The sequence below is a fragment of the Glycomyces sp. NPDC050141 genome, assembly GCF_055586545.1.
Window position 1 is genome coordinate 1 of sequence record NZ_JBVJHZ010000054.1, and the last position, 23,671, is coordinate 23,671.

Consider the following 23,671-nt stretch of genomic DNA (forward strand, 5'->3'; position numbering starts at 1 on the left):
CAGAACCCACCCCCCCTCCCCCCCCCCTCCCCCCCCAACGCCCTTTCTCCCCTCTCCCGGGGTGGGGGGGCGCGAGGGAACCCGGGACCCCCCGCCCCCCTCCCCCCCCCCCCCCCCGGTACTCCACACCTCTTAGTTTTCGAACAGGTCCGAGATGATCCCGGTGAGCTCGCCGAGGACGTCCCCGTCCTCGGTCTCGCTGGTCGGCTCGCCCGTGGTCGCCGGGTCGCTTGCGCCGCCCGTGGCCGGGTCCGTCTGCGGGTCCGAGGCCCCGCCGGTCGAGTCGGTGCCCGCGGTGGGCTCGGCCTCGCCTTCGGCGTCCCCGGTGGCCTCGCCGCTGCCGGTCTCCGCCGCGCCGGTCTCGGTGCTGTCGGAGCCGTTCGGCTCGGCCGGGGCCGTCGCATCGACGGCGTCCTTCACGCACGAGCCCGGGATCGGACCGAGCTCGTCGGTCTCGCCTCCGGCCTCGGTGCAGTCCAGCGCGCCGCGCAGCTCCACCGACCGGACCGCCGCGGCCTCGAGCACCGCGACCAGTTCTTCTCCGGCCTCCAGCGCCTCGCCGTCGAGGTCGGCCACGAGGTCTTCGAGGACCCAGCGGTGCTCGTTGGTGAACAGGTCCACGTAGTCGAGCGGGACGGGGTCGCCGCTCTCGACGGCGAGCTCGCCGAGGAGAGCAGTGCCGCTCCGCAGTTCGCTGGTCGCGTCGCCCAGCGCAATCGCCACCGCGGCGTCGTCGCCGACGACCTCGGAGGCCTCCTGGATGCGCGTACGCGCGAACTCCAGGTACAGCTGCGCCCGGCCGAGGTCGTTGCCGGCCAAGGCCAGCTGCGCGCGCTCGGTGGAGCGCTTGACGCCGTACAGCGTCTCGCCCGGCAGCGCGTCGCCCGAGGCCGCAGAGACCCCGGAGACGGCGACGGTGCCGGTGAGCAGGGCCGCGACGATCGCGAGGCGGCGCCCGCCGCGCGGGCGGCGCGGGAACATGTCGTCGAGCACCGGGGCGCGCTTGGACTCGGGCACGGCGGCGCTGGCGCGGGCGCGGGCGGTGACGCCGATGCCCTCGTCGGCCGCGACGGCCATGAGCCGCCGCCTGGTGGCGTCCTGCCAGTGCTGCGATGGCCGACTCGCGGCCATGAGCTGCTCGCTGAGGCCGCCGAGTCTCTCGGTGACGCCGACGAGCTCGGCGAACGCTTCTGCCGCATCTGTGTGCACTGACGCGGCCGTGGTGTCAGCGCTGCGCTGGTGAGGGAGGGAGGGTTCCTCGGAGTCAAGCAGCCGTGCGAATTCCTCCGCGCGGCGGCGCTCCATAGGGTTCAAAGTCACCGGGCACACCCCCTCTCACTGCATCGATCCTGCTCCTGTACTGAGAACAACGCACGAGTAGCCCCTGAGGTTACGGTTCGCCGAGAACCTTGCGACGCGGACCACTTTGTCCGCCTCGCGGCGCGGTTGCACGGCGGCATAGGGCCGGTGTACGGCCCTGACCTGGCAGTGTCGGTCCTACCGGGAAATCTCCGGTGGATCGGTGATGACGGGTTCGCGGGTCGAATCCCGCGGAGACGGGTTTTTGTCGGGTTTCCGACAGCAGCCTGAGCCGTCGGAGGGTCGAGAGGGAAAGAAGGGATCGGAAACGCCTACCTCAACCTCGGAAGCCGTCCGGCAGCAGCCGCGCGAGGGTGCGCACGGCCCGGTACTGGAGGGCCTTGACCGCGCCTTCGTTCTTGCCCATGGTGCGGGCGGTCTCGGCGACGGTGAACCCCTGGAGGAACCGCAGGACGATGCACTCCTGCTGGTCGGGGTTGAGCTTCTTGACCGCGGTGAGGAGGGTGGCGTTGGTGAGCTTCTCCAGCGCGGCGGTCTCGGGGGAGGTGGTCGGGTCGGTCTCGGGGGAGTCGGTCCCCAGGACGTCGGGTTTGACGATCTCGAGCCGGTAGCGGCCCGACTTGAAGTGGTCGACGACCAGGTTCCGCGCGATCGTCACCAGCCAGGCCCCGAAGGCCCGGCCCTGCCAGCTGAAGCTGGAGATGCGCCGCAGGGCCCTGAGGAACGTCTCTGAGGCGAGGTCCTCGGCCAGCTGGGCGTTGTTCACGCGGAAGTAGATGTAGCGGTAGACCGTCTCGTTGTAGCGGTCGTAGATCTCGCCGAAGGCGCCCGGGTCGCCGTCCTGGGCGCGGGCCACGAGGTCGGCGACCTCGTCGCCGTCGACCTGGTCGGTGCTCGGGTCGTGGTGCTCGGGGCCGGCCGTCTCCGCGGCCCCGCCGGCGCCGCTGCCGGAGCGCACGTGGTGCTGCTCGGCGGTGCCGGTGTCGAGGCTCAGGACCGTCCAGACGGCCTGCTTGAGCCGCTCGAAGGTCGGGGCCGGCAGCCGCGTCAGGGTCTCGACGATGGCGCTGCCGTTCAGGTAAGGGGCGAAATCTGCAACGTGCATTGCGGTGTGACGGTTCGCGTAGGGCGACACCATTGCTGGTGCAATACCGGGCACTAGTGGCCTCCTCGTGTGAGGGGTCGGGCCGAGTCATGCGATCGGGTCCCGCAGGGACTGACCCGCCTGAGTCTAGAAATCAGGAAGCCCGCCGAGGCGGATTTGCTCTCGGCGTGTCGCGTTCGGTGACGGCTTGACTGCGGGCGATGTCGGCGTTCGCCCGGCGCACCGACGTACCCTTCTTCGCGGGGGCGGAATCCCACCATTACCTCCCCAAATGTTTGGAGGTCCGCGTTCGCGGACCGGTTCTGGCTCAATAGTGATCGAGGAATGACGGAGGGTGTCGCACAGATTGTGCGATCTTCTGTTTCGCGGAGGGAGCAGGGTGAACAGGCTGACGCTGCTGACTACAAGGGATTGCCATCTGTGCGGCGCCGCGCGCGCCGACCTCGACCGTGTCGCCCGGGCCGCCGGGCTGGACTGGACCGAGGTCGACATCGCCGACGACGCTGCGTTGGCACGCGAATACGGTGACCGGCTGCCCGTGGTGCTGCTCGACGGCCGCGAGCACAGCTACTGGGACGTCGACGTGCCGCGCCTCAAGCGCGACCTCGAGGCCTCCTCGAATTCGTGACGCGGTGCGCTTCGAAGGACGACACTCCGAAAAACCCTGATTTGCGGGCATTGACGGATTTTTAGGGCAAGATCACATCGAACGGCGGCTCGCCGGGAACAACCGGGCTTCGGTACAGCTGGGCTTCGCCCAGTGATACGGGGGTGTACCGCACCGGTCCCGCGAGCCGCCGAGTCGCGTCCGGCGCCGTTAGCGTCGCCTGTGCGAGCTCCCGCACGGTCCCTCTCCTAAGCTGGGTTGCGCGCCGGTGAACGGCGCGGAACTAGCGGACCTGGAGTTCCACCATTGACGACCACCGGCGAAGGCACCGACCACCGGGCCCCCAGCGGCCCTCCCGCGACGGCCGCTGACCTCCCGGCCGCGACGGTCAGGCGCCTGCCCGAGTACCTGCGGGCGCTCAGCTCGCTGGGCGAGTCCGGTGTCGAGACCGTCTCCTCCGAAACCCTCGCGGCCGCCACGGGCGTCAACTCCGCGATGCTCCGCAAGGACCTCTCCCAGCTCGGGGCCTCCGGGATGCGCGGCGTCGGCTACAACGTGGCCGCCCTCGCCGCCTACATCGCAGGTGTGCTCGGACTCACTAAAGACTCCCGCGTGGCCATCATCGGCCTGGGGCACTTGGGCCAAGCGCTGGCCCGATACCCCGGGTTCTCCGAAAGGGGCTTCGACATCGTTGGCCTCTTCGACGCCGACCCGGGCATCATTGGGAGGGACCTGGACGGGATCCGGGTGCGCGACGTGGCGCTCCTGACCGGCGCGGTACGTGACGAGGGCATCAACATAGGGGTCATCGCCACACCGGGCGCGGCCGCCCAACATGTGGCCGACCTACTCGTAGATGCTGGTGTCACAAGCATTCTCAACTTCGCGCCATGTGTGCTCGCCGTGCCGCAGGGCGTGGCGGTCCGCAAGGTCGACCTGGCCGTCGAGCTGCAGATCCTCTCCTTCCACGAACACCACAAGACGCTCGGGAATGTGAACGTCAAGAGACGGGACCGGTGAAGTGAACCTCCTGGTAGTCGGCATCTCGCACCGCAGTGCCGCGGTGGAGACCCTGGAACGGCTCGCGGTGGGCCCCGAGGCCGCCGCCGACCTCTCGCGCTCGCTGCTGCGCGGCGGCGAGGTCCGCGAGGCCGTGGTGCTCTCGACCTGCAACCGCGTCGAGGTGTACGCCACCGCCGCCACGTTCCACGGGGGCCTCTCCGCGATCGTCGACGAGCTCCACCGCGTGTGGGGCCTCGGCGAAGCGGAAGCTGAACTCGACTTCGCCTCCTGCGGGTACGTGCGCCACGGCGCCGACGCCGCCGCCCACGCCTTCCGCGTCGCCGCCGGACTCGACTCCATGGTCGCCGGCGAGCCCCAGATCCTCGGCCAGCTGCGCGACGCCTACGAGACCGCGCGCGAAGCCGACCAGGTCGGCCGCCACCTGCACGAACTCTTCCAGCAGGCCCTGCGCGTCGGGAAGCGCATCCACGCCGAGACCGACGTGGACGCCGCCGCGCCCTCGGTCGTCACCGCCGCCCTCGACCTCGCCGAGCGCGAGCTCGCCAAGGCCGGGTTCTTCGGCCTCGCCCAGGCCCGCGCCGCCGTCGTCGGCGCCGGGGCCATGGGCAGCCTCGCCACCGCGACCCTCGCCCGCTCCGGCGTCAGATCCCTCAAGGTCGCCAACCGCGACCGCGACAAGGCCGAGCGCCTCGCCGCCGTATGGGACGCCGAGACCGCCCCCTACGACGACCTCGCTTCCCTTGCGGCGCAAGTAGACCTGCTCGTGTGCGCGACCGCCTCCCCGGAGCCCGTGCTGCGCGCCGTGCACCTCGAAGGCCGCACGACGCCGCTCGTCGTGTGCGACCTCGCCCTGCCCAAGGACGTCGCCGAAGAGGTCTCCCGGCTCGAGGGCGTGCACGTCGTCGACATCGCCGAGATCCAGCGCGCCGACGCCGCCGGGGCCGCCGCCGACACCATCGCCGAGGTCGAGTCCCTGCTCGCCGAGGAGATCGCGGCCTACAACGAGGCCCTGCGCGCCGACGCCGTCACCCCCACCGTGGCCGCGCTGCGCTCGGCCGCCGCCGACATCGTCGAGGCCGAGCTCTCCCGTGTCGCCCGCCGCGGCGACTTCACCGACGACCAGCGCGCCGAGGTCGCCCGCACCGTCCACCGCGTCGTCCAGCGGCTCCTCCACGAGCCCACCGTGCGCGTGCGCGAACTCGCCGGTCAGCCCGGCGCGCCCGACTACGCCCGCGCCCTGCGCGACCTGTTCGCGCTCGACGCCGCCCAGGTCGCCGAACCGCAGACCGGCGACCTCGCGGACGCGCTCAAGATCAACCCCGTCGCGGCCGACGCGCCCGACGGGACCCTCGGCACTGCCCCTAAGCCGCCCGGAGCGCCTTCGCCGCACCGGCCTTAAGAAGGGAAAGCACCTGTGATCCGAGTCGGGACCAGGGGATCGAAGCTCGCGCTCGCGCAGAGCGGCATGATCGCGGACGAGATAGCGCGCCTCTCGGGGGAGCAGGTCGAGCTCGTCGAGATCAAGACCACAGGAGACGGCACGACGGTGCCCGTCGCCCAGCTCGGCGTGGGCGTCTTCGTCAACCAGCTGCGCGACGCGCTCGAACGCGGCGAGATCGACATCGCCGTCCACTCCTACAAGGACCTGCCCACGGCCCAGCCCGAGCACCTCGTCATCGCGGTGCCCCCGCGCGCCGACCCGCGCGACGTGCTCGTCGCCTCCGGCGGCCGCACCCTCTCCGACCTGGGCCCGGGCGCGAAGATCGGCACCGGCTCGCCCCGTCGCATCGCGCAGCTGAACGCCCTGGGGCGCGGCTTCGAGTGCGTGCCGATCCGCGGCAACATCGACACCCGCATCGGCCGCATCCACGAGGACCTCGATGGGGTGATCCTCGCCGCGGCGGGCATCGGCCGCATCGGACGCCAGGCGGAGATCACGGAATACCTGGACCCGCTAGTGATGCTTCCCGCCCCGGCGCAAGGGGCATTGGCGGTCGAATGCCGCAAAGCCGACATGACATCTGCGCGGATCTCAAGTAAGCTCAACGACCGGTACGCACAGGCCGCCGTCGCCGCCGAACGCGCACTTCTGCAACGACTCGAAGCCGGATGCAGCGCTCCCGTCGCCGCACTCGCCGATGTCGCCGAAGGCGCCTCACCGGACGAGGTCGACCTGTATCTGCGGGGGGCCGTCGGAGCTGTCGACGGTTCCGTCATCGAGCGGCTCTCGACCACCGCCGCTCTCCCCGACCTGGGCGATGCGGGCGCCGACGATCTGGCCGCCCGTGCCGCCGCCGTGGGGCGAGCGCTGGCCGACGACCTCCTCGAGGCCGGTGCCGAGCGACTATTGAAGTTAGACCCATGCTTGAGACGACTGTTGATGGAGAGAACATGACCAGTGCCCGTAAGCCGGTGGGCCGCGTACGTTTCGTCGGGACCGGCCCAGGCGACCCGGGACTGCTGACCAAGCGCGCCCTCGACGCGATCCGCGAGGCCGACCGGGTCTACTACGACCGTTCGCTCCCGCAGTCGCTCATCGAGACCGCCAAGGAGCTCAACGGCGACGACTCGAAGATCAAGCTCATCGAGTCCTCCCCGAGCGACCAGGGCAAGCTCATGGCCGCCGCCGCGCGCGAGGGCGAGAACATCGCCCGCCTCATCGTCGGTGACGCGTACCCGAACCGGCTCGCGAAGGCCGAGATCAAGGCCGCCAGCGCCGAGCAGGCCCGCTTCGAGGTCATCCCGGGCATGAGCCACGCGCAGGCCGTCGCCGTGTACGCGGGGATGCCCCCCGGGGAGATCCGCACGGTCATCGACATCGACGACATCGCCTCCATCGAGCCGCTCATGATCGCCGACGCGATCAAGCGCGGCAGCCTCACCGTCACCGCCGACGTCTCGGACCTCTCGTCCTTGCGCGACATCCTGCTCGCGGGCGGCGTCTCGGGCGAGACCGCCGTGGCCGTCACCGGTGACGCGACCGGCGAGACCGAGTACACCACCACGTCCTCTGTGGACACCTTCGTGGAGGCCGCCCTCGGCTACGCCGGGCAGGTCGTGCTCACCATCGGCCCCGGCGTCGACGACCGCCACGAGCTCGCCTGGTGGGAGGGCCGCCCGCTCTACGGCTGGAAGGTCCTCATCCCCCGCACCAAGGAGCAGGCCGGCATCATGTCCGAGCGCCTGCGCGCCTACGGCGCCATCCCGTGCGAGGTCCCGACCATCGCCGTCGAGCCGCCCCGCACGCCCGCCCAGATGGAGCGGGCCATCAAGGGCCTCGTCGACGGCCGCTACGCGTGGATCGTCTTCACCAGCCAGAACTCCGTGAAGGCCATCTGGGAGAAGTTCAAGGAGCACGGCCTCGACGCGCGCGCCTTCGGCGGCCTGCGCATCGCCTGCATCGGCGAGGCGACCGCGAACGCGGTGCGCGAGTTCGGCATCGAGCCCGAGCTCGTCCCCACCGGCCAGCAGTCCTCCGAGGGCCTCCTCGAGGTCTTCCCGCCGCACGACCCGATCCTCGACATGGTCGGCCGGGTCCTGCTGCCGCGCGCCGACATCGCCACCGAGACCCTCGTGTCGGGCCTGACCGAGCGCGGCTGGGAGGTCGACGACGTCACCGCCTACCGCACCGTGCGCGCCTCGCCGCCCGCCGCTGACATCCGCGACGCCATCAAGTCCGGCGGCTTCGACGCGGTACTCTTCACCTCGTCGTCCACTGTGCGCAACCTCGTCGGCATCGCCGGCAAGCCGCACCAGCGCACCGTCGTCGCGTGCATCGGCCCGGCCACCTCCGACACGGCCACCGAGTTCGGTCTGCGCGTGGACGCCAAGCCCGACAACGCCTCCGTGCCGGACCTCATCGAGGCCCTGGCCGAGTACGCCATGGAGCTCAAGCAGCGCCTGGCCGAGGGCCCGATCAAGACCCGCCGGGGCCAGAAGATCCAGGGCCCGACCGCCCTGAGGTTCCGCTAGTTACGTAAGGAAGTGGTCGCAGTGCCGAACAGTCCCGAGTTCCCGGTCATCCGCCCTCGGAGGCTGCGACGCACTGCGGCCCTTCGCCGTCTCGTGGCCGAAACGCGCGTCCATCCCGCGGACCTGGTCCTGCCGGTGTTCGTCAAGGAAGGCCTTACCGAACCTGTCGAGATCGCCTCGATGCCCGGCGTCCACCAGCACTCGGTGGACTCGGTGCGCAAGCTCGCGGTCGAGGCCGCGCGGGCCGGGATCGGCGGGCTCATGCCCTTCGGCATCCCGGCGGTGCGCGACGCGATCGGTTCTGCCGCAACCGATCCCGACGGCATCCTCAACGTCACGACGCGGGCGATCCGCGAGGAGATCGGCGACGAGCTCGTCGTCATCCCCGACCTGTGCCTCGACGAGTTCACCGACCACGGCCACTGCGGCGTGCTCCGCCCCGACGGCACTGTGGACAACGACGCCTCGCTCGTCCGCTACGGCGAGATGGGCCTGGCCCTGGCCGAAGCGGGCGCGGACCTGCTCGGCGCCTCCGGGATGATGGACGGCCAGATCGGCTATGTGCGTGCGGCCCTTGACGAAGCGGGCCACACCGACACGGGCCTGCTCGCCTACGCCGCGAAGTACGCCAGCGCCTTCTACGGCCCGTTCCGCGACGCGGTCGAGTCCCAGCTCCAGGGCGACCGCCGCACCTACCAGCAGGACAACGCGAACGTCACCGAAGCGCTCCACGAGATCGACCTCGACATCCAGCAGGGCGCCGACATCGTCATGGTCAAGCCCGCGCTCCCGTACCTCGACATCGTCAAGGCCGCCGCCGAGCGCAGCCCGGTTCCCGTTGCCGCGTACCACATCAGCGGCGAGTACGCCCAGATCGTCGCGGCGGCGGAGCGCGGCTGGATCGACCGCAACGCCGCCATCCTGGAGTCCCTGACCAGCATCAAACGAGCCGGAGCAGGCATCATCGCCACCTACGCAGCCCTAGAAGCAGCAGCCCTCCTCCGCTAGATGAAGTCATTTCGCCTTCATGGCTGCTAAAATGCAATCATGAGCGAAGGCAGTATGACCATCAGGCATATTCCGGACGAGTGGCGCGCGGAGCTCGCGGCCCGAGCGGCGCGCGAGCGCCGGTCGCTGCAGGAGTACATGCTCGGCCTCATCGAGACGACCGTGGCACATCCGCCGCTTGACGTCGTTATCGAACGAGCCCGCGAGCGGGCCCGGGTCTCTGGGGTGCACCTGTCCGTGGAGGAAGTCCTCGAGGCGCGGGATGCGGACCGCAGGTGAACGACGGGCAAGCCATCGTCGTAGACGCTTCTGCACTGCTCTTTCTCATGGTCGACGCCGCAGGGGTCGGGGAATGGGTTGCCGACGAGATTCGCGGCAAGCAGGTGTTCTCCTCCGAGATGGTGCACTACGAGGTGAGCAATCAGCTTCGTGTACACCAGCATCACAAGAAGATCGATGCCACGACAGCTAACTTGGCGTTTCAGGACCTGCTTGCCATGGACTTGCGGACCGAGCCGTTCTCGGTGCTCGCGAATCGCATCTGGGAGCTGCGCGGAAACGTTTCTGCCTACGACGCCTCGTATATCGCGCTGGCGGAGTGGCGCCGAATTCCGCTCCTGACCGCTGACATCAAGCTCGTGAACAGTCCTGGCCCTCGGTGCGAATTCATAACGCCCCCAACGGTTTAGTTCCGTAGCCGCTGTTCGGCAGCGATTTCGATAGCCGCCACCGCCGCCTCGCGTTCGATCAGGTCGCGGAGATACGCCTCAAGCGACTGCTGCTTCGCGGCGGCGCGAGATCGCAAGCGGGACAGCGTCTCGTCCGAGACGCCCGTGATGCGGAGTGTAGGCATGGCTCAATTATCGACGGTGCCCGAGCTGAAGCGCGGGTTCCCGGCGGTGGGGCGACCAGTCAGTCGAGGGCGGCGTTGATCATGACCGGTTCGGGGTGGAGGCGGATGCCGAAGGCGTTCTCTACTCCGTCGGCTACTTCAGTGGCGAGGGCCAGGAGGTCCTTCGCGGTGGCGCCGCCCCGGTTCGTCAGAGCCAAGGTGTGCTTCGTCGAGAGGCTGACCGGTCCCCGCTGGTGGCCCTTCTCGAAGCCTGCCGCTCCGATCAGCCAGGCTGCGGAGACTTTGATGCGGCCATCGGTCGTCGGCCAGTGCGGGGGTTCGCCTCCGGCTCGCTCTGCCACCTTGTGGAAGTCGGCCGCGCTGACGATCGGGTTGGTGAAGAAGGAACCGGCGCTCCAGGTGTCGTGGTCGCTTTCGTCGAGGACCATGCCCTTGCCGCGGCGCAGTTCCAGGACCGTTTCGCGGGCGCTGGCCAAGGGGACCCTGTCGCCCACCTCCACGCCGAGGCGCTTCGCGAGTTCGGCGTAGGCGACCGGCCGGGATTCGCCGGTGGCGTCGAGCCGGAAGTCGACGCTGAGCACCAGGTACCGGTCCGAGTGCTTGAAAACGCTGTGGCGGTAAGCGAATCCGCATTCGGCGGGAGTCCAGTCGCGGACCTCGTCGGTTTCCCGGTCCCAGACGCGAACCGATGCGATCGTGTGCGCGACCTCCTGGCCGTACGCACCGACGTTCTGGATCGGGGTCGCGCCCGCCGAGCCGGGGATGCCGCTCAAGCACTCGACGCCGGAGAAGCCGTTGGCGACGGTCCAGGCGACGAACTCGTCCCACACGTGCCCGGCCTGGACCCGGACCAGGTCGTCGCCGATCCGCTCGACGCCCTCGCCGCGCAGGAGCACGACCGTCCCGTCGAAGCCCTCGTCGCCGATCACCACGTTGCTGCCGCCCGCGAGGACCAGGGTCGGGCCCTTCGCCGCGCGCAGGATCTCGACCGCCTCCTCGGAGGAGGAGGCCTCGATCAGCTCGCGGGCCGGACCTCCTATCCTCAGCGTCGTGTACTCGCTGAGGGATTTGCCCGGAATCGGGCCGTTCGGGACCTGCTCGCTCGTTGGGCTGGCGTGTGTCACACCGGAAAGCCTAAGCTTTACGCAGGCTACGAGGAACGGCGGTCACCATGGCTAAGCTGCGCATCACCGACTACCTCACCGAGTTGAAGACCGAGGCCGCGGGCCTGCGCTCGGCGTGCGGACCCGAGGTGCTCGACCGCGTCGCCCCCTCCCGGCCCGACTCCACCGTGGGCGGCATCCTCCTCGAACTCGCCCGCGAATACCGCTGGGCCGTCGAAGCCCTGTTCACCCGCCCGTCAGCAGACGAGGACCTACCGCAGCCCCCACCGGTCACCGCCGAGGGCGCCGCCGTGCTCGACGTGTACGACCAGGCCCTCGCCGCCGTGCTCGACGCGATCGAGGCGCGCGGGGCCGACTCGCCCGCGTGGACGTGGGCGCCGGTGGAGTGGCGGGCCGAGTTCTGGCACCGGAGGGTCGCCGTCGCCACGGGGCTCGCCCGCTGGGACGTGCAGATGGCCGTGGGCGCGACCGCCCCCGTCCCCGCGGCGCTGGCGTCCGAAATGATCACCGAGGCGTTCGAGGCGTTCCTGCCCGTCGGCGCCCGCAGGGGCGCGCACCCGGACGCTTCGGGGCTCGTGCAGCTGTTCGCACAGGACGCGGACGCGACCTGGTTCGTGCGCCTGCGCGAGGGCCGCGTCGCGCTGCTCGACCAGCCCGATTCGCGCACTGAGCTGCAGGCCCGCGCGGCGGGCTCGGCCTCGGACATCGCGCTGGCGCTGTGGGGCCGGCTGCCGTTCGGGATCTGCGACGTGGCGGGCGACGAGGGCCTGCTGCAGGCCCTGCGGGTGGAATAACGTTTCGGTAAACCTTCGAGGGAAACCGGACAAACGTTCGGCCGCCACTTGGCAAAGGCATTCCCCCGCGGTTAGGCTCACCTGACGACCGCACGGTGCTGCGCATCACGCGGTCGTGATCGCAGCGCAGGGTCGCGCCGCCCCGGCGAAGGTCCCGCTCTGTGATGCAACAACCGCCTTTTACCACGGATCGTCTGGCACGTACCTGCCAGTGAAAGGGACCGAACATCATGGCAACAGTGACGTACGCGGGTGCCTCGCGCATCTACCCGGGCACCGAGAAGCCCGCCGTCGACAAGCTCGACCTGGAGATCCAGGAGGGCGAGTTCCTCGTCCTCGTCGGCCCCTCCGGCTGCGGCAAGTCCACCTCCCTCCGGATGCTCGCCGGCCTCGAAGAGGTCGACGAAGGCTCGATCTTCATCAACGACACCGACGTGTCGAACCTCCCCCCGAAGTCCCGCGACATCGCGATGGTCTTCCAGAACTACGCGCTCTACCCGCACATGTCCGTCTTCGACAACATGGCGTTCGCCCTCAAGCTGCGCCGCATGCCGAAGGCCGAGATCAAGCAGCGCGTGGAAGAGGCCGCGAAGCTCCTCGACCTCACCGACTACCTCGGCCGCAAGCCGAAGGCCCTCTCCGGCGGCCAGCGCCAGCGCGTCGCCATGGGCCGCGCGATCGTGCGCGAGCCGCAGGTGTTCCTCATGGACGAGCCGCTCTCGAACCTCGACGCCAAGCTCCGCGTCCAGACCCGTTCGCAGATCGCCTCGCTCCAGAAGCGCCTGGGCATCACCACCGTCTACGTCACCCACGACCAGGTCGAGGCGCTGACGATGGGCCACCGCATCGCGGTCATGAAGGACGGCCTGCTGCAGCAGTGCGACACCCCGCGCACCCTGTACGACAAGCCGAAGAACACCTTCGTCGCGGGCTTCATCGGCTCCCCGGCCATGAACCTCAAGACCGTGTCCCTGACCGAGGCCGGCGGCCTCTTCGGCGACGTGACCCTCCCGCTCTCGCGCGAGGTCCGCGACGCCGCGACCCAGGACGGCGGCGACAAGCAGGTCACCATCGGCATCCGCCCCGAGCACTGCAAGCTCGGCTCGGAGACCTCCGGCGGCATCCCGATCGAGGTCGACCTCGTCGAGGAGCTCGGTTCGGAGGCCTACGTGTACGGCCACGCCGCGTACAACGGCTCCTCGGAGCGGTTCGTCGTGCGCACCGAGTCGGCCAACGTCCCGCGTCTGGCCGAGACCGTGTACGTCGTCCCGGAGCCGGGCCACGAGCACGTCTTCCACGCCACCACGGGCGAGCGCCTGAACTAGCGCTCTCGGGCCTCTTCGGGGCCCGTTAGCAGGTCAAGACCAGAGGGGTCGCGCAACGGCGCGGCCCCTTTCGCGTGCAGTCAGCTCGTGTCCGAGCCGAAACGCGGCCGCAACGGGCCGGGCGCTACGGTATGAGTATGGCCACCCTCACTCCCCGTAGGCCACGGGTCGAAGGCGCCGACGGGTTCACCGTCGGCACCGGGTTCCACCGCGCCCTCGACGACGGGCGCCTGGAGTGCACCGTCTGCCCCCGGGCCTGCCGCCTGCGCGAGGGCCAGCGCGGCCTGTGCTTCGTGCGGGCCCGCCAGGGCGACCAGATCGTGCTCACCTCGTACGGCCGGTCCTCGGGGTTCTGCATCGATCCCGTAGAGAAGAAGCCCCTCAACCACTTCCTGCCCGGCACGCCCGTGCTCTCCTTCGGCACGGCCGGATGCAACCTGGCCTGCCGGTTCTGCCAGAACTGGGACATCTCCAAGTCGCGTGAGATCGACACGCTCGCTTCGGAGGCCGAGCCCGAGACGCTCGCCACGACCGCGAAACGACTGGGCTGCAGGTCGATCGCGTTCACCTACAATGACCCTACGGTGTTCCTCGAATACGCTGCGGACTGCGCCGACGCGGCCCGCGAGGCCGGGCTCAAAGCGGTGGCGGTCTCGGCGGGGTACATCAGACCCGAAGCGCGACAAGAGCTCTACGCGCACATGGACGCCGCGAACATCGACCTCAAGGCGTTCACCGAGGAGTTCTACCGCAAGATCGCGTTCGCTTCACTGAGGACAGTCCTCGATACACTCGAATACCTGGTGCACGAGACCGACGTGTGGACCGAGGTCACGACGCTCCTGATCCCCGGCCACAACGACTCGGACGGCGAGATCGCCGCCGAATGCGACTGGATCGCCGAGCACCTCGGCACCGACGTGCCGCTGCACTTCACCGCGTTCCACCCGGACTTCAAGATGCGCGACGTGCCGCCGACCCCGGTCGCGACACTGCGCCGGGCCAGGCGGATCGCGCACGGGGCGGGGCTCCGGTACGTCTACACCGGCAACGTGCACGACCCGGAGGGCCAGACGACGGTCTGCACGGACTGTGGCGAAGCCCTCATAGTGCGTGATTGGTACCGAATTGACCGGTATGCGGTGTCGGATAGCGGACAGTGCGGCCGTTGCGGCGCGGCCGTTCCCGGAGTTTTCGACGGACCGGCGGGAGACTGGGGTCCCAAGCGGCAACCGATCCGCATACCACCGCCGTCAACCAGACGCGCACCGGCACACGAAGGCTTACCGACCAGAGCCTTCACACCGACCATAGGAACCACCACCGGAAGACCTGCGATGCCTTCGATCAAATCAGACACCGTACGGCCCGCTGCCGTCGCCGGAGCCTTCTACCCGGCCGACCCCGGGCTGCTCCGCGCCGACATCGAGCGGCTCATCGACGCCGTGGGACCCGTGAGCGAACCGCTCGCGGCCGCCTACATCGCGCCGCACGCCGGCTACCGCTACTCCGGACCCGTCGCCGCCCAGGTCTACGCCCGCCTCGCCGCCCACCGCGGCCGCGTCAAGCGCGTCGTCCTCGTCGGCCCCTCCCACCACTACCCGCTCCGCGGGCACGCGGCCGCGCCGTACGCGCGCTGGGAGACCCCGCTCGGGGCGGTCGCGGTCGCGGCCACCAACGTGGTGGGCTCCTCGCGCCTGCCGCACGAGGCCGAGCACTCGCTCGAGGTGCAGCTGCCGTTCCTGCAGGTCGCACTCGGGCCGGACATCGAGGTCACGCCCGTGGCCTTCGGCATGGGCCAGTCGCCCGACGGCGCGCGGCTCATCGCCGCGCTGCGCGAGGAGGCGGGGGAGGACTCGGTCGTCATCTGCTCGACGGACCTCTCGCACTACCACGACCAGGCCACGGCGGAACGGATCGACGCCGCGACCGCCGAGGCGATCCGCAGCCTGCGGCCGCGCGAGATCGCACCGCAGCACGCGTGCGGGGTGTTCGCGCTGCGCGCGACGCTCGCGTGGGCGGACGCGACGGGCCGGCGCCCGCGCCAGCTCGCGCTGGCGACGTCGGCCGACACGGCGGGCACGCCCGACCGCGTCGTCGGCTACCCGGCCTTCGCGATCGAGAGCGCCATCCGAGCCGAGTAGCGCCCCGCCGGGCGTGAGCGGATTTCGCATTTGCGGGCATGTCGGACCCCTGTGGGAGAGTCGTCGTATTTACACCGGTGGTCGGAGGTGGATGCGGGTGGGAAGGGGCATGCCCTATAGCCCGCGGCCCGGCTCGTAAGCGGCGCCAGCCGCCGTGCCGCTCCCAGTGCGCGAGGGCGGTGTGACACGGCGCGATGAGGGGAAACTCGCATGCTGCGGCGCCCGGGCGACATCTACCCTTGAGGGCGTGACCGAGCACGAGCAGAACACCGACAGCGGCGACGACCTTCCCGAGCAGATGCTGATCCGGCGCGAGAAGCGCGCCGCCCTCCTCGCGGAAGGCAAGGAGCCCTACGCGCTCGGCTACCCGCGCACCCACACCCTCGCCGAGCTGCGCGAGCAGTTCGCGGGCCTCGCCGAGGAAGGCGAGGGCTCCGGCGTCACCGTCGGCACCACCGGACGGGTGATCTTCGTGCGCACCGGCGGGAAGCTCTGCTTCGCCCGCCTGCGCGACGGCGACGGCACCGAGTTCCAGGTCATGATCTCCCTCGCCCAGGTCGGCGAGGAGGCCCTCGCCGACTGGAAGCGCCTGGTCGACATCGGCGACCACATCGGCGTCACCGGCGAGGTCATCACCTCCAAGCGCGGTGAGCTGTCGGTCATGGCCGACTCGTACGCGATCACCGGCAAGGCCCTGCGCCCGCTGCCGGTGGCCCACAAGCCGCTCGCCGAGGAGACGCGCGTGCGCCAGCGCTACGTCGACCTCATCGTCCGCCCGGAGGCGCGCGCGAACGCCCGCAACCGCGCGAAGGTCGTGCGCTCGCTGCGCGACCAGCTCGACCACCGCGACTTCGTCGAGGTCGAGACCCCGATGATGCAGGTGCAGCCGGGCGGGGCGACCGCGCGGCCGTTCGTGACGCACATGAACGCGTACGACATGGACCTGTACATGCGCATCGCCCCCGAGCTCTATCTGAAAAGGTGCGTCGTCGGCGGCATCGACCGCGTATTCGAGATCAACCGGAACTTCCGCAACGAGGGCGCCGACTCGTCGCATTCGCCGGAGTTCGCGATGCTGGAGGCCTATCAGGCCTACGGCGACTACCGCACCATCGCGGGGTTGACGAAGTCGCTCATTCAAGGCGCCGCGCGTTCGGTGTTCGGGTCCGAGACGGTGGAACTCGCCGACGGCTCCCAGTACGATCTCGGCGGCGAGTGGACCGAGATCACCCTCTTCGGGTCCCTTTCCGAAGCGCTCGGAGAAACAGTGACCGTGGACACCCCGCTGGAGACGCTGCGGGTTTACGCGGAGAAAGTCGAACTCGGCGTCGACCCGAAGTGGGGCCCCGGGAAACTCGCGGAGGAATTGTTCGAGCTGCTGGTCTCCGACCACATCACGGCGCCGACCTTCGTGTTCGACTACCCGGAGGAGACGTCCCCGCTCACGCGCGGTCACCGCACCACTCCCGGCCTCACCGAGAAATGGGACCTGTACATCCGCGGTTTCGAACTCGCCACGGGCTATTCGGAGCTGATCGACCCGGTCGTCCAGCGCGAACGCCTGGAGGCGCAGGCCAGACTGGCCGCGAAGGGCGACGACGAGGCCATGGGCGTCGACGAGGACTTCCTGCGCGCGATGGAGTACGGCCTCCCGCCGCTGTGCGGGATGGGCATGGGAATCGACCGGTTGCTTATGGCGCTCACCGGACTCGGTATCCGAGAGACCATCCTCTTCCCGCTGGTGAAACCCGAATAGCAAAGCCATAGGAACCGCGCCGGATGGTCGCCCTTTTCTCGGGCCTCCCTCCGGCGCGGTCCCTTTTCGCCCGGATCGGGCGGCGACTCGGACGCATTCAGAAGCCAGGTGACCTGGACGGTAGCCGCGTATTCACAAATAGATGCGCCCACCCTCTTTCCCTTCGCTAATGGACTCGTATATGCTCTGGCACTAGCAGGACGGTTGTACCGGCAGCGCTAGTCGCTACAGTTCGAGAGGAATTTGCCATGGCGAAGAAGACACAGGTCATCCTGATCGACGATATCGACGGCAGCAAGGCTGAGGAGACCGTCAAATTCGCTATCGACGGGCAGGCCTACGAGATCGACCTCTCGGCCGGCCACGCGAAGGAACTGCGCGACGCCTTGGAGAAGTTCCAGGAGGCCGGCACCCGACTCGGCCGTTACAGCCTGGGCGCCCCCCGCGGCCCGGTCCGCGGCGCCGTCGCCCCGCGCCGCCAGACTGTGGACCGCGAGCAGAACAAGGCCATCCGCGAGTGGGCCGAGCGCAGCGGCAAGCGCGTCTCGCCGCGCGGGCGCATCCCGCAGGCGATCGTCGAGGAATACAACGCCGCGCACAACTAGTCAGCCCTCCGGCGAACCGACTTCGATGCCCGCTCTCCTCCCGGAGGGCGGGCATTTTCGCGTCCAGCGAACAGAGGGAGGGAAACGGGGCGGCGTTCCGTTGTTCGGGACGGGTGTCGTACCCGTCCGGCACCATTGGATTGCCGAGGCGGGGAGCGGGTATTGCGCTCACAGCGAACCTGTTATCACCGGGAATGGTCCAAGAGGCACGCTTGTTGTCACCCACGTGGCACCCGTCGTCCGCAGACCCGGGAGATAAGGTGTACCCACAGGGTTTTGCAAGCCACGACCAGTAACGACGACAAGTAGCGGCGGACGCGAGGAGCAGAAGCGCATGTTTGAACGGTTTACGGACCGTGCCCGACGCGTGGTCGTCTTGGCTCAAGAAGAAGCCAGGATGCTCAACCACAACTACATCGGCACGGAACACATCCTGCTCGGCCTCATCCACGAGGGCGAGGGCGTGGCGGCGAAGGCCCTGGAGAGCCTGGGCATCTCCCTGGAAGGCGTCCGCCAGCAGGTCGAGGAGATCATCGGCCAGGGCCAGCAGGCCCCGTCCGGGCACATCCCCTTCACCCCGCGGGCGAAGAAGGTGCTGGAGCTGAGCCTGCGCGAGGCGCTGCAGCTGGGCCACAACTACATCGGCACCGAGCACATCCTGCTCGGCCTGATCCGCGAGGGCGAGGGCGTGGCCGCCCAGGTCCTCATCAAGCTCGGCGCGGACCTCAACCGCGTGCGCCAGCAGGTGCTGCAGCTGCTCTCGGGCTACCAGGGCAAGGAGCCCGCGGGCGCGACCGCCGGGGGCACCTCCCAGGAGGCCCAGCAGTCCGGTTCGCTCGTGCTCGACCAGTTCGGCCGCAACCTGACGCAGGCCGCGCGCGACGGCAAGCTCGACCCCGTGATCGGGCGCCAGCGCGAGATCGAACGCGTCATGCAGGTCCTGTCCCGCCGCACCAAGAACAACCCGGTGCTCATCGGCGAGCCCGGCGTCGGCAAGACCGCCGCCGTCGAGGGCCTGGCGCAGGCGATCACCAAGGGCGAGGTCCCCGAGACGCTGAAGGACAAGCAGCTGTACACGCTTGACCTGGGCGCCCTGGTGGCCGGTTCGCGCTACCGCGGCGACTTCGAAGAGCGCCTGAAGAAGGTCCTCAAGGAGATCAAGACCCGCGGCGACATCATCCTGTTCATCGACGAGATCCACACGCTCGTCGGGGCGGGCGCGGCCGAGGGCGCGATCGACGCGGCCTCGATCCTCAAGCCCATGCTGGCCCGCGGCGAGCTGCAGACGATCGGCGCGACCACCCTCGACGAGTACCGCAAGTACCTCGAGAAGGACGCCGCGCTGGAGCGCCGCTTCCAGCCGATCCAGGTGGCCGAGCCGTCGCTGGCGCACACCATCGAGATCCTCAAGGGCCTGCGGGACCGCTACGAGGCGCACCACCGCGTGTCCATCACGGACGGCGCCCTGGTGCAGGCCGCGACGCTCGCCGACCGCTACATCTCCGACCGGTTCCTGCCGGACAAGGCGATCGACCTCATCGACGAGGCGGGCGCGAGAATGCGCATCCGCCGGATGACCGCACCGCCGGACCTCCGCGAGATCGACGAGGAGATCGCCGAGACGCGCCGCCAGAAGGAGTCCGCGATCGATGCGCAGGACTTCGAGGCCGCCGCGCGCCTGCGCGACACGGAGAAGCGCCTCCACGAGAAACGCGCCAAGCGCGAGCAGGAGTGGAAGGCCGGGGACCTGGACCAGGTCACCGAGGTCGACGAGGAGATGATCTCCGAGGTCCTGGCGAACTGGACCGGCATCCCGGTCTACAAGCTGACCGAGGAGGAGACCTCCCGCCTGCTCAAGATGGAGGAGGAGCTCCACAAGCGGATCATCGGCCAGGAGGACGCGGTCAAGGCCGTCTCCAAGGCGATCCGCCGCACCCGCGCCGGGCTCAAGGACCCGAAGCGCCCGTCCGGTTCGTTCATCTTCGCCGGCCCGTCCGGTGTGGGTAAGACCGAGCTGGCGAAGGCGCTCGCGGAGTTCCTGTTCGGCTCCGAGGACTCGCTGATCCAGCTCGACATGTCCGAGTTCCACGACCGGTACACGGTGTCGCGCCTGGTCGGTGCGCCTCCCGGGTACGTCGGGTACGACGAGGGCGGGCAGCTCACCGAGAAGGTGCGCCGCAAGCCGTTCTCGGTGGTCCTGTTCGACGAGATCGAGAAGGCCCACCCGGACGTGTTCAACACGCTCCTGCAGATCCTCGAGGACGGGCGTCTGACCGACGGCCAGGGCCGGATCGTGGACTTCAAGAACACGGTGCTGATCCTGACGACGAACCTCGGTACGAAGGACGTCGGCAAGGCCGTGTCGCTGGGCTTCCAGGCGGACGCGTCCGAGGGCGGCGACTACGACCGGATGAAGGAGAAGGTCTCGGAGGAGCTGAAGAACCACTTCCGCCCCGAGTTCCTGAACCGCATCGACGACACGATCGTGTTCCCGAAGCACTCGCAGGAGGCGATCGTCGCGATCGTCGACCTCATGGTCAAGCGCATCGAGGACCAGCTCGCGAACCGCGACATGGCCCTGGAGCTCACGGACAACGCGAAGCTGTACCTGGGGCACAAGGGCTACGACCCGGTGATGGGCGCGCGGCCGCTGCGCCGCACGATCCAGCGCGAGATCGAGGACACGCTCTCGGAGAAGATCCTCTTCAACGAGTTCGTGCCCGGCCAGATCGTGATCGTGGACGTCGACGGGGACCCGAAGGACGTCGAGAAGACGCACCTGACGTTCCGCGCCGCCGACAAGCCCGCGAGCGTGCCCGACACGCCGCCGGCCGAGCTCGCCGGCGAGCGGGCCCCGAAGAGCCCGGGTGCGGGCACGGGGACCATGCCGCCGAAGAGCCCGGGGGCCGGGCCGCGCGGCGGCCAGGTCGGCCAGGGCGGCGCCGCTTAACCGCGGAGCCTCCGGACACGACGAGGAGGGGCGGGACCGCACGGTCCCGCCCCTCTCGCATGCCCTGAGCGCCCGTCCGCGGGCACGAAAAAAGCCGGAGCGCCCGCTCCGGCTTCCTTCAACTCCTAGTGGCGGAGGATAGGGGATTCGAACCCCTGAGAGCTTTCACTCAACACGCTTTCCAAGCGTGCGCACTAGGCCACTATGCGAATCCTCCGCAGAGCACTTTACTGGACGCCCCGACCGCCCGCCAACCGGGTTCGACGACGTGACCTCGGCTACCGTCGGGGCTCGCCCGGTTCGGCGACGGGCGCGGCGTGCGGTAGACTTTCGCCCGTCTCCCATGCGGCGTCATCTTGTGAACCTCCCCAGGGCCGGAAGGCAGCAAGGATAAGCGGGCTCTGTCGGGTGCGTGGGAGACCCAGCCGCCTTAGCTCAGTCGGTAGAGCGATTCACTCGTAATGAATAGGTCAACGGTTCGATTCCGTTAGGCGGCTCCAACACGAAAGGCCCCGGTTCCCACCGGGGCCTTCGTCGTATCTGCGGGTCAGTCGGCGGCGGGGAGCCGCACCGTCACCACCAGGCCGCCTTCGGAGCGGGGCGCGGCGGTCGCTTCGCCGCCGTGGGCTTTGGCGATGGCGCGGACGATGGAGAGGCCGAGCCCGGCGCCTTTGGAGGCGGTGGCGAGGCGTTCGGTGCCGAGGCGGCGGAACGGCTCGAACAGGCCCTCGACCTCGAACGCGGGAACGACCGGGCCGGAGTTCGCGACCTCCAGGACCGAGGATTCGCCGTCGCGGCGGGTCGATACCCGCACCCAGCCGTCCTCGCCGGTGTTGTAGCGGACCGCGTTCTCGACCAGGTTCTGCACCAGGCGTTCCAGCAGCACCGGGTCGCCCTGCGCGGGCGCCTCCTCGCAGTCGGCCGTCACGGTGACGGCCCCGGACGGCGTCTGGACGACCACGTGCTCCGCCACATCCGCAAGATCCACATAGGAACGATCGGTGAGTTCGCGGTCGGAGCGCATGAGCAGCAGCAGCCCGTCGATGAGCCGCTCGTGCCGCGTGTTGACCTCCAGCAGCGTCTCGCCCAGCAGCCGCACGTCCGCCGACGCGTCGGCGCGGTGCACGGCCACCTCGAGGAGCGCCCGCGTCACCGTCAACGGGGTGCGCAGCTCGTGGGAGGCGTTGGAGATGAACGCGCGCTGGCCGTCGAAGGAGTGGTCGAGGCGCTCCAGCATCCGGTTGAACGTCTCGGCGAGCTCCCGGAGCTCGTCGCGGGGGCCGCTCACCTTGATGCGCCGGTGCAGGCCCTTGTCGGCGGCGGGGGACTCGGCGATCTGCGCCGCCGTGTCCGTCACATGCTGCAGCGGCCGGAGCATCCGGCCCGCGACGAGCCAACCCAGTGCGATCGTCGCCAGACTCACCAGGAACAGCGCGAGCACGCCCTGGTTCATGATCTCCCCGAGCGCCTCCCCCCAGACCTCGCCCACGATGAGGAGCTGGTGGCTCTCATTGAGCACGGCGTCTTCAGGAAGCGTCGCCAGCTCTTTGATGTTCGACGACTCGAACCCGGAGACGTTCCCGCCCGTGCCGGGAACGGAATCGGCGACGAGGCTGTACGTCAGGAACAGCAGCAGCAGCCCGCCGAGCACGAACAGGCCGCCGTAGACGAGGGTCAGCCGGGCACGGAGCGTCAGGCGCACAGGCGATCTCATTTGAGGTGGTACCCCACTCCGGGCTCGGTCAGGACCACCGGCGGGTCGCCGAGTTTGCGCCTGAGCTTGAGGATGGTCATGCGCACGGCCTGCGTGAACGGGTCGGTGTGCTCGTCCCAGGCCTTCTCCAGCAGCTGCTCCGCCGACACCGGCGCCCCGTCGGCCCGCAGCAGCTCGGTCAGGACCGCGAACTCCTTGCGCGACAACGGCACGTACCGGCCGTCGCGGAACACCTGGTGCAGGTGCGTGTCGAGGGTGATCCCGGCCCGCGAGAGCACCGGCGGCGCCGCCGGGCGCGCCCGCCGGCCCAGCGCCGCCACCCGCGCCGCGAGCTCCCGGAACGCGAACGGCTTCGGCAGGTAGTCGTCCGCGCCGAGCGCCAGCCCCGCCACCCGGTCGTCGATGTCGGAGGCCGCAGTGAGCATCAGCACCCGCGTCTCCCCGCCCTCCGCGGCCACCGCCCGGCACACCTGGTCGCCGTGCACGCCCGGCAGGTCCCGGTCGAGGACCACCACGTCGTAGTCGTTGACGCCGAGCCGTTCGAGCGCCGCGGCCCCGTCGAGCGCGACGTCGACCGCGTGCGCCTCACCCCGCAGCCACTCCGCCACGGCATCGGCGAGCAGCGGCTCGTCCTCCACCACCAGGATTCTCATGCCCTCCATCATGGCCCGCCCGGTGTTGCCGCGGCGTTGCCGCCGCGGCCGACGCCCGCGCAACACCCCAACCGCTCCACTGGAAGGGCGGCCGGGACCGGCCCGGCCGCCGAAGAACGGAGCACCCCCCCATGCGCCACCGCACCGCGGCCCTCCTCACCCTCCTCGCCCTCGCCGCCACCGCGGCCTGCACCCCCGACGACCCGCCCGGCGACGACACCGAGGAGCTCGCGAAAGCCGTCGAATACTCGGAGTGCATGCGCGACAACGGCATCGCCGAGTTCCCCGACCCGGAGCAGGACGGGAACGGCGGCGGACTCGAACTCCCCGAAAGCATCGACCCCGACAGCGACGAGTTCGCGGCCGCCGCCGACGCCTGCGAGCAGCACATGCCCGGCCCCGACCCCGAGGACATGATCGACGCCGACCTCTACGCCGACCTCCTCGACTACGCCGAATGCATGCGCGACGCCGGCATCGCGGCGTTCCCCGACCCCGAGGAGGACGGCCTCAACGTCCGCTTCGACGAGCTCGGCATCGATCCCGACAGCGACGACTACCAGGCGGCCCTCGACGCCTGCGAGGACCAGCGGCCCGACGCCGGGGCCCTCCACGACGGCTCCTGACCCGCACGGCGTTGCCGCCGCATTGCCGTTCCGGCTTACGGCCGGGCAACGCCCAGGCGACTGTACTGACCCTGCCGCCGGGACCTCCCCGG

Annotated in this window: 20 protein-coding genes, 2 tRNA genes, 1 other RNA gene and 2 pseudogenes; 18 read left to right on the forward strand and 7 right to left on the reverse strand. The window is 69.7% G+C overall.

Annotation, left to right across the window (positions count from 1 at the left end; genetic code table 11):
* Positions 1-132 precede the first annotated feature (132 nt).
* Together ACZ60M_RS23295 and ACZ60M_RS23300 are read right to left on the reverse strand one after the other, a co-directional pair.
* On the reverse strand, positions 133-1,209 hold the full coding sequence (locus tag ACZ60M_RS23295) for a DUF5667 domain-containing protein (protein ID WP_465421303.1): 1,077 nt from the start codon (positions 1,207-1,209) through the stop codon (positions 133-135).
* Between the two features lie 427 nt (positions 1,210-1,636).
* A complete protein-coding gene (locus tag ACZ60M_RS23300; protein WP_465421305.1) occupies positions 1,637-2,425 on the reverse strand; it encodes a sigma-70 family RNA polymerase sigma factor in 789 nt (262 codons plus the stop codon).
* A 379-nt stretch (positions 2,426-2,804) separates the two neighbouring features.
* Here ACZ60M_RS23300 and ACZ60M_RS23305 point away from each other — a divergent pair, with 379 nt between their 5' ends.
* The 8 genes from ACZ60M_RS23305 to ACZ60M_RS23340 all read left to right on the forward strand — a co-directional run bounded on the left by ACZ60M_RS23305 (position 2,805) and on the right by ACZ60M_RS23340 (position 9,724).
* Complete coding sequence (locus tag ACZ60M_RS23305) at positions 2,805-3,053, forward strand: glutaredoxin family protein (protein WP_465421307.1); 249 nt, start codon at positions 2,805-2,807, stop codon at positions 3,051-3,053.
* A gap of 285 nt (positions 3,054-3,338) precedes the next feature.
* Positions 3,339-4,052, forward strand: a complete 714-nt coding sequence (locus tag ACZ60M_RS23310) for a redox-sensing transcriptional repressor Rex (protein ID WP_465421309.1) — start codon at positions 3,339-3,341, stop codon at positions 4,050-4,052.
* A 1-nt stretch (position 4,053) separates the two neighbouring features.
* Positions 4,054-5,454, forward strand: a complete 1,401-nt coding sequence (locus ACZ60M_RS23315) for a glutamyl-tRNA reductase (protein WP_465421311.1) — start codon at positions 4,054-4,056, stop codon at positions 5,452-5,454.
* 15 nt (positions 5,455-5,469) lie between these two features.
* Positions 5,470-6,450 carry a hydroxymethylbilane synthase gene (gene hemC, locus ACZ60M_RS23320; RefSeq protein ID WP_465421313.1) on the forward strand — a complete coding sequence of 327 codons (981 nt, stop codon included), beginning with the start codon at positions 5,470-5,472 and terminating at the stop codon, positions 6,448-6,450.
* Positions 6,447-8,027, forward strand: a complete 1,581-nt coding sequence (locus ACZ60M_RS23325) for a bifunctional uroporphyrinogen-III C-methyltransferase/uroporphyrinogen-III synthase (protein WP_465421315.1) — start codon at positions 6,447-6,449, stop codon at positions 8,025-8,027. The genes hemC and ACZ60M_RS23325 overlap by 4 nt, the downstream gene beginning before the upstream one ends.
* A gap of 21 nt (positions 8,028-8,048) precedes the next feature.
* Positions 8,049-9,035: a porphobilinogen synthase gene (gene hemB / locus ACZ60M_RS23330; RefSeq protein WP_465421316.1), complete on the forward strand. Its 987-nt coding sequence runs from the start codon at positions 8,049-8,051 to the stop codon at positions 9,033-9,035.
* Positions 9,036-9,074: 39 nt separating this feature from the next.
* Positions 9,075-9,314 (forward strand): FitA-like ribbon-helix-helix domain-containing protein, encoded by a 240-nt coding sequence (locus ACZ60M_RS23335; protein ID WP_465421318.1) that lies wholly within the window; start codon positions 9,075-9,077, stop codon positions 9,312-9,314.
* Positions 9,311-9,724 (forward strand): type II toxin-antitoxin system VapC family toxin, encoded by a 414-nt coding sequence (locus tag ACZ60M_RS23340; RefSeq protein ID WP_465421320.1) that lies wholly within the window; start codon positions 9,311-9,313, stop codon positions 9,722-9,724. Before ACZ60M_RS23335 ends, ACZ60M_RS23340 begins: the two co-directional genes overlap by 4 nt.
* Here the strand turns inward: ACZ60M_RS23340 and ACZ60M_RS23345 are convergent.
* Together ACZ60M_RS23345 and ACZ60M_RS23350 are read right to left on the reverse strand one after the other, a co-directional pair.
* Complete coding sequence (locus ACZ60M_RS23345; RefSeq protein ID WP_465421321.1) at positions 9,721-9,888, reverse strand: FitA-like ribbon-helix-helix domain-containing protein; 168 nt, start codon at positions 9,886-9,888, stop codon at positions 9,721-9,723. The two genes, ACZ60M_RS23340 and ACZ60M_RS23345, sit on opposite strands and share 4 nt — an antisense overlap.
* A gap of 59 nt (positions 9,889-9,947) precedes the next feature.
* Positions 9,948-11,012 carry a UDP-N-acetylmuramate dehydrogenase gene (locus ACZ60M_RS23350; RefSeq protein ID WP_465421323.1) on the reverse strand — a complete coding sequence of 355 codons (1,065 nt, stop codon included), beginning with the start codon at positions 11,010-11,012 and terminating at the stop codon, positions 9,948-9,950.
* A gap of 47 nt (positions 11,013-11,059) precedes the next feature.
* Here ACZ60M_RS23350 and ACZ60M_RS23355 point away from each other — a divergent pair, with 47 nt between their 5' ends.
* The 7 genes and pseudogenes from ACZ60M_RS23355 to ACZ60M_RS23385 all read left to right on the forward strand — a co-directional run.
* Positions 11,060-11,806, forward strand: coding sequence for a hypothetical protein (locus tag ACZ60M_RS23355; protein WP_465421325.1), 747 nt, complete (start codon positions 11,060-11,062; stop codon positions 11,804-11,806).
* 230 nt (positions 11,807-12,036) lie between these two features.
* Complete coding sequence (locus tag ACZ60M_RS23360; protein WP_465421326.1) at positions 12,037-13,131, forward strand: ABC transporter ATP-binding protein; 1,095 nt, start codon at positions 12,037-12,039, stop codon at positions 13,129-13,131.
* Between the two features lie 131 nt (positions 13,132-13,262).
* Positions 13,263-14,375 (forward strand): annotated as a pseudogene (gene amrS / locus ACZ60M_RS23365) (AmmeMemoRadiSam system radical SAM enzyme); the annotation flags it as partial.
* 93 nt (positions 14,376-14,468) lie between these two features.
* Entirely contained in the window at positions 14,469-15,275 is an 807-nt protein-coding gene (gene amrB / locus ACZ60M_RS23370; protein ID WP_465421347.1) for an AmmeMemoRadiSam system protein B, read from the forward strand.
* Between the two features lie 298 nt (positions 15,276-15,573).
* Entirely contained in the window at positions 15,574-17,031 is a 1,458-nt protein-coding gene (gene lysS, locus ACZ60M_RS23375; RefSeq protein WP_465421349.1) for a lysine--tRNA ligase, read from the forward strand.
* Positions 17,032-17,279: 248 nt separating this feature from the next.
* Entirely contained in the window at positions 17,280-17,636 is a 357-nt protein-coding gene (locus tag ACZ60M_RS23380; protein ID WP_208498769.1) for a histone-like nucleoid-structuring protein Lsr2, read from the forward strand.
* Between the two features lie 334 nt (positions 17,637-17,970).
* Positions 17,971-20,481, forward strand: a pseudogene (locus ACZ60M_RS23385) (ATP-dependent Clp protease ATP-binding subunit); the annotation flags it as partial.
* Positions 20,482-20,715: 234 nt separating this feature from the next.
* Here the strand turns inward: ACZ60M_RS23385 and ACZ60M_RS23390 are convergent.
* Positions 20,716-20,803, reverse strand: a tRNA-Ser gene (locus ACZ60M_RS23390).
* 116 nt (positions 20,804-20,919) lie between these two features.
* Here ACZ60M_RS23390 and ffs point away from each other — a divergent pair.
* Both ffs and ACZ60M_RS23400 read left to right on the forward strand, forming a co-directional pair.
* Positions 20,920-21,013: signal recognition particle sRNA small type (gene ffs / locus ACZ60M_RS23395), an RNA gene on the forward strand.
* Positions 21,011-21,086 (forward strand) — tRNA-Thr (locus ACZ60M_RS23400). The genes ffs and ACZ60M_RS23400 overlap by 3 nt, the downstream gene beginning before the upstream one ends.
* 47 nt (positions 21,087-21,133) lie before the next feature.
* Here the strand turns inward: ACZ60M_RS23400 and ACZ60M_RS23405 are convergent.
* Together ACZ60M_RS23405 and ACZ60M_RS23410 are read right to left on the reverse strand one after the other, a co-directional pair.
* On the reverse strand, positions 21,134-22,288 hold the full coding sequence (locus ACZ60M_RS23405) for a sensor histidine kinase (RefSeq protein ID WP_465421329.1): 1,155 nt from the start codon (positions 22,286-22,288) through the stop codon (positions 21,134-21,136).
* Between the two features lie 8 nt (positions 22,289-22,296).
* Positions 22,297-22,953, reverse strand: a complete 657-nt coding sequence (locus tag ACZ60M_RS23410) for a response regulator transcription factor (RefSeq protein WP_465421331.1) — start codon at positions 22,951-22,953, stop codon at positions 22,297-22,299.
* 131 nt (positions 22,954-23,084) lie between these two features.
* On the opposite strand from ACZ60M_RS23410, the gene ACZ60M_RS23415 reads away from it, so the two are divergent.
* Entirely contained in the window at positions 23,085-23,579 is a 495-nt protein-coding gene (locus tag ACZ60M_RS23415; RefSeq protein WP_465421333.1) for a hypothetical protein, read from the forward strand.
* Positions 23,580-23,671: the final 92 nt, after the last annotated feature.

Bases quoted from the DNA above. Each gene is read 5' to 3' on its own strand.
- ACZ60M_RS23300 (WP_465421305.1), bottom strand. From the start codon at position 2,425: ATGCACGTTGCAGATTTCGCCCCTTACCTGAACGGCAGCGCCATCGTC.
- ACZ60M_RS23360 (WP_465421326.1), top strand. From the start codon at position 12,037: ATGGCAACAGTGACGTACGCGGGTGCCTCGCGCATCTACCCGGGCACC.
- ACZ60M_RS23380 (WP_208498769.1), top strand. From the start codon at position 17,280: ATGGCGAAGAAGACACAGGTCATCCTGATCGACGATATCGACGGCAGC.
- ACZ60M_RS23325 (WP_465421315.1), top strand. From the start codon at position 6,447: ATGACCAGTGCCCGTAAGCCGGTGGGCCGCGTACGTTTCGTCGGGACC.
- ACZ60M_RS23415 (WP_465421333.1), top strand. From the start codon at position 23,085: ATGCGCCACCGCACCGCGGCCCTCCTCACCCTCCTCGCCCTCGCCGCC.
- ACZ60M_RS23345 (WP_465421321.1), bottom strand. From the start codon at position 9,888: ATGCCTACACTCCGCATCACGGGCGTCTCGGACGAGACGCTGTCCCGC.
- ACZ60M_RS23410 (WP_465421331.1), bottom strand. From the start codon at position 22,953: ATGAGAATCCTGGTGGTGGAGGACGAGCCGCTGCTCGCCGATGCCGTG.
- ACZ60M_RS23335 (WP_465421318.1), top strand. From the start codon at position 9,075: ATGAGCGAAGGCAGTATGACCATCAGGCATATTCCGGACGAGTGGCGC.
- ACZ60M_RS23355 (WP_465421325.1), top strand. From the start codon at position 11,060: ATGGCTAAGCTGCGCATCACCGACTACCTCACCGAGTTGAAGACCGAG.
- lysS (WP_465421349.1), top strand. From the start codon at position 15,574: ATGCTGATCCGGCGCGAGAAGCGCGCCGCCCTCCTCGCGGAAGGCAAG.
- amrB (WP_465421347.1), top strand. From the start codon at position 14,469: ATGCCTTCGATCAAATCAGACACCGTACGGCCCGCTGCCGTCGCCGGA.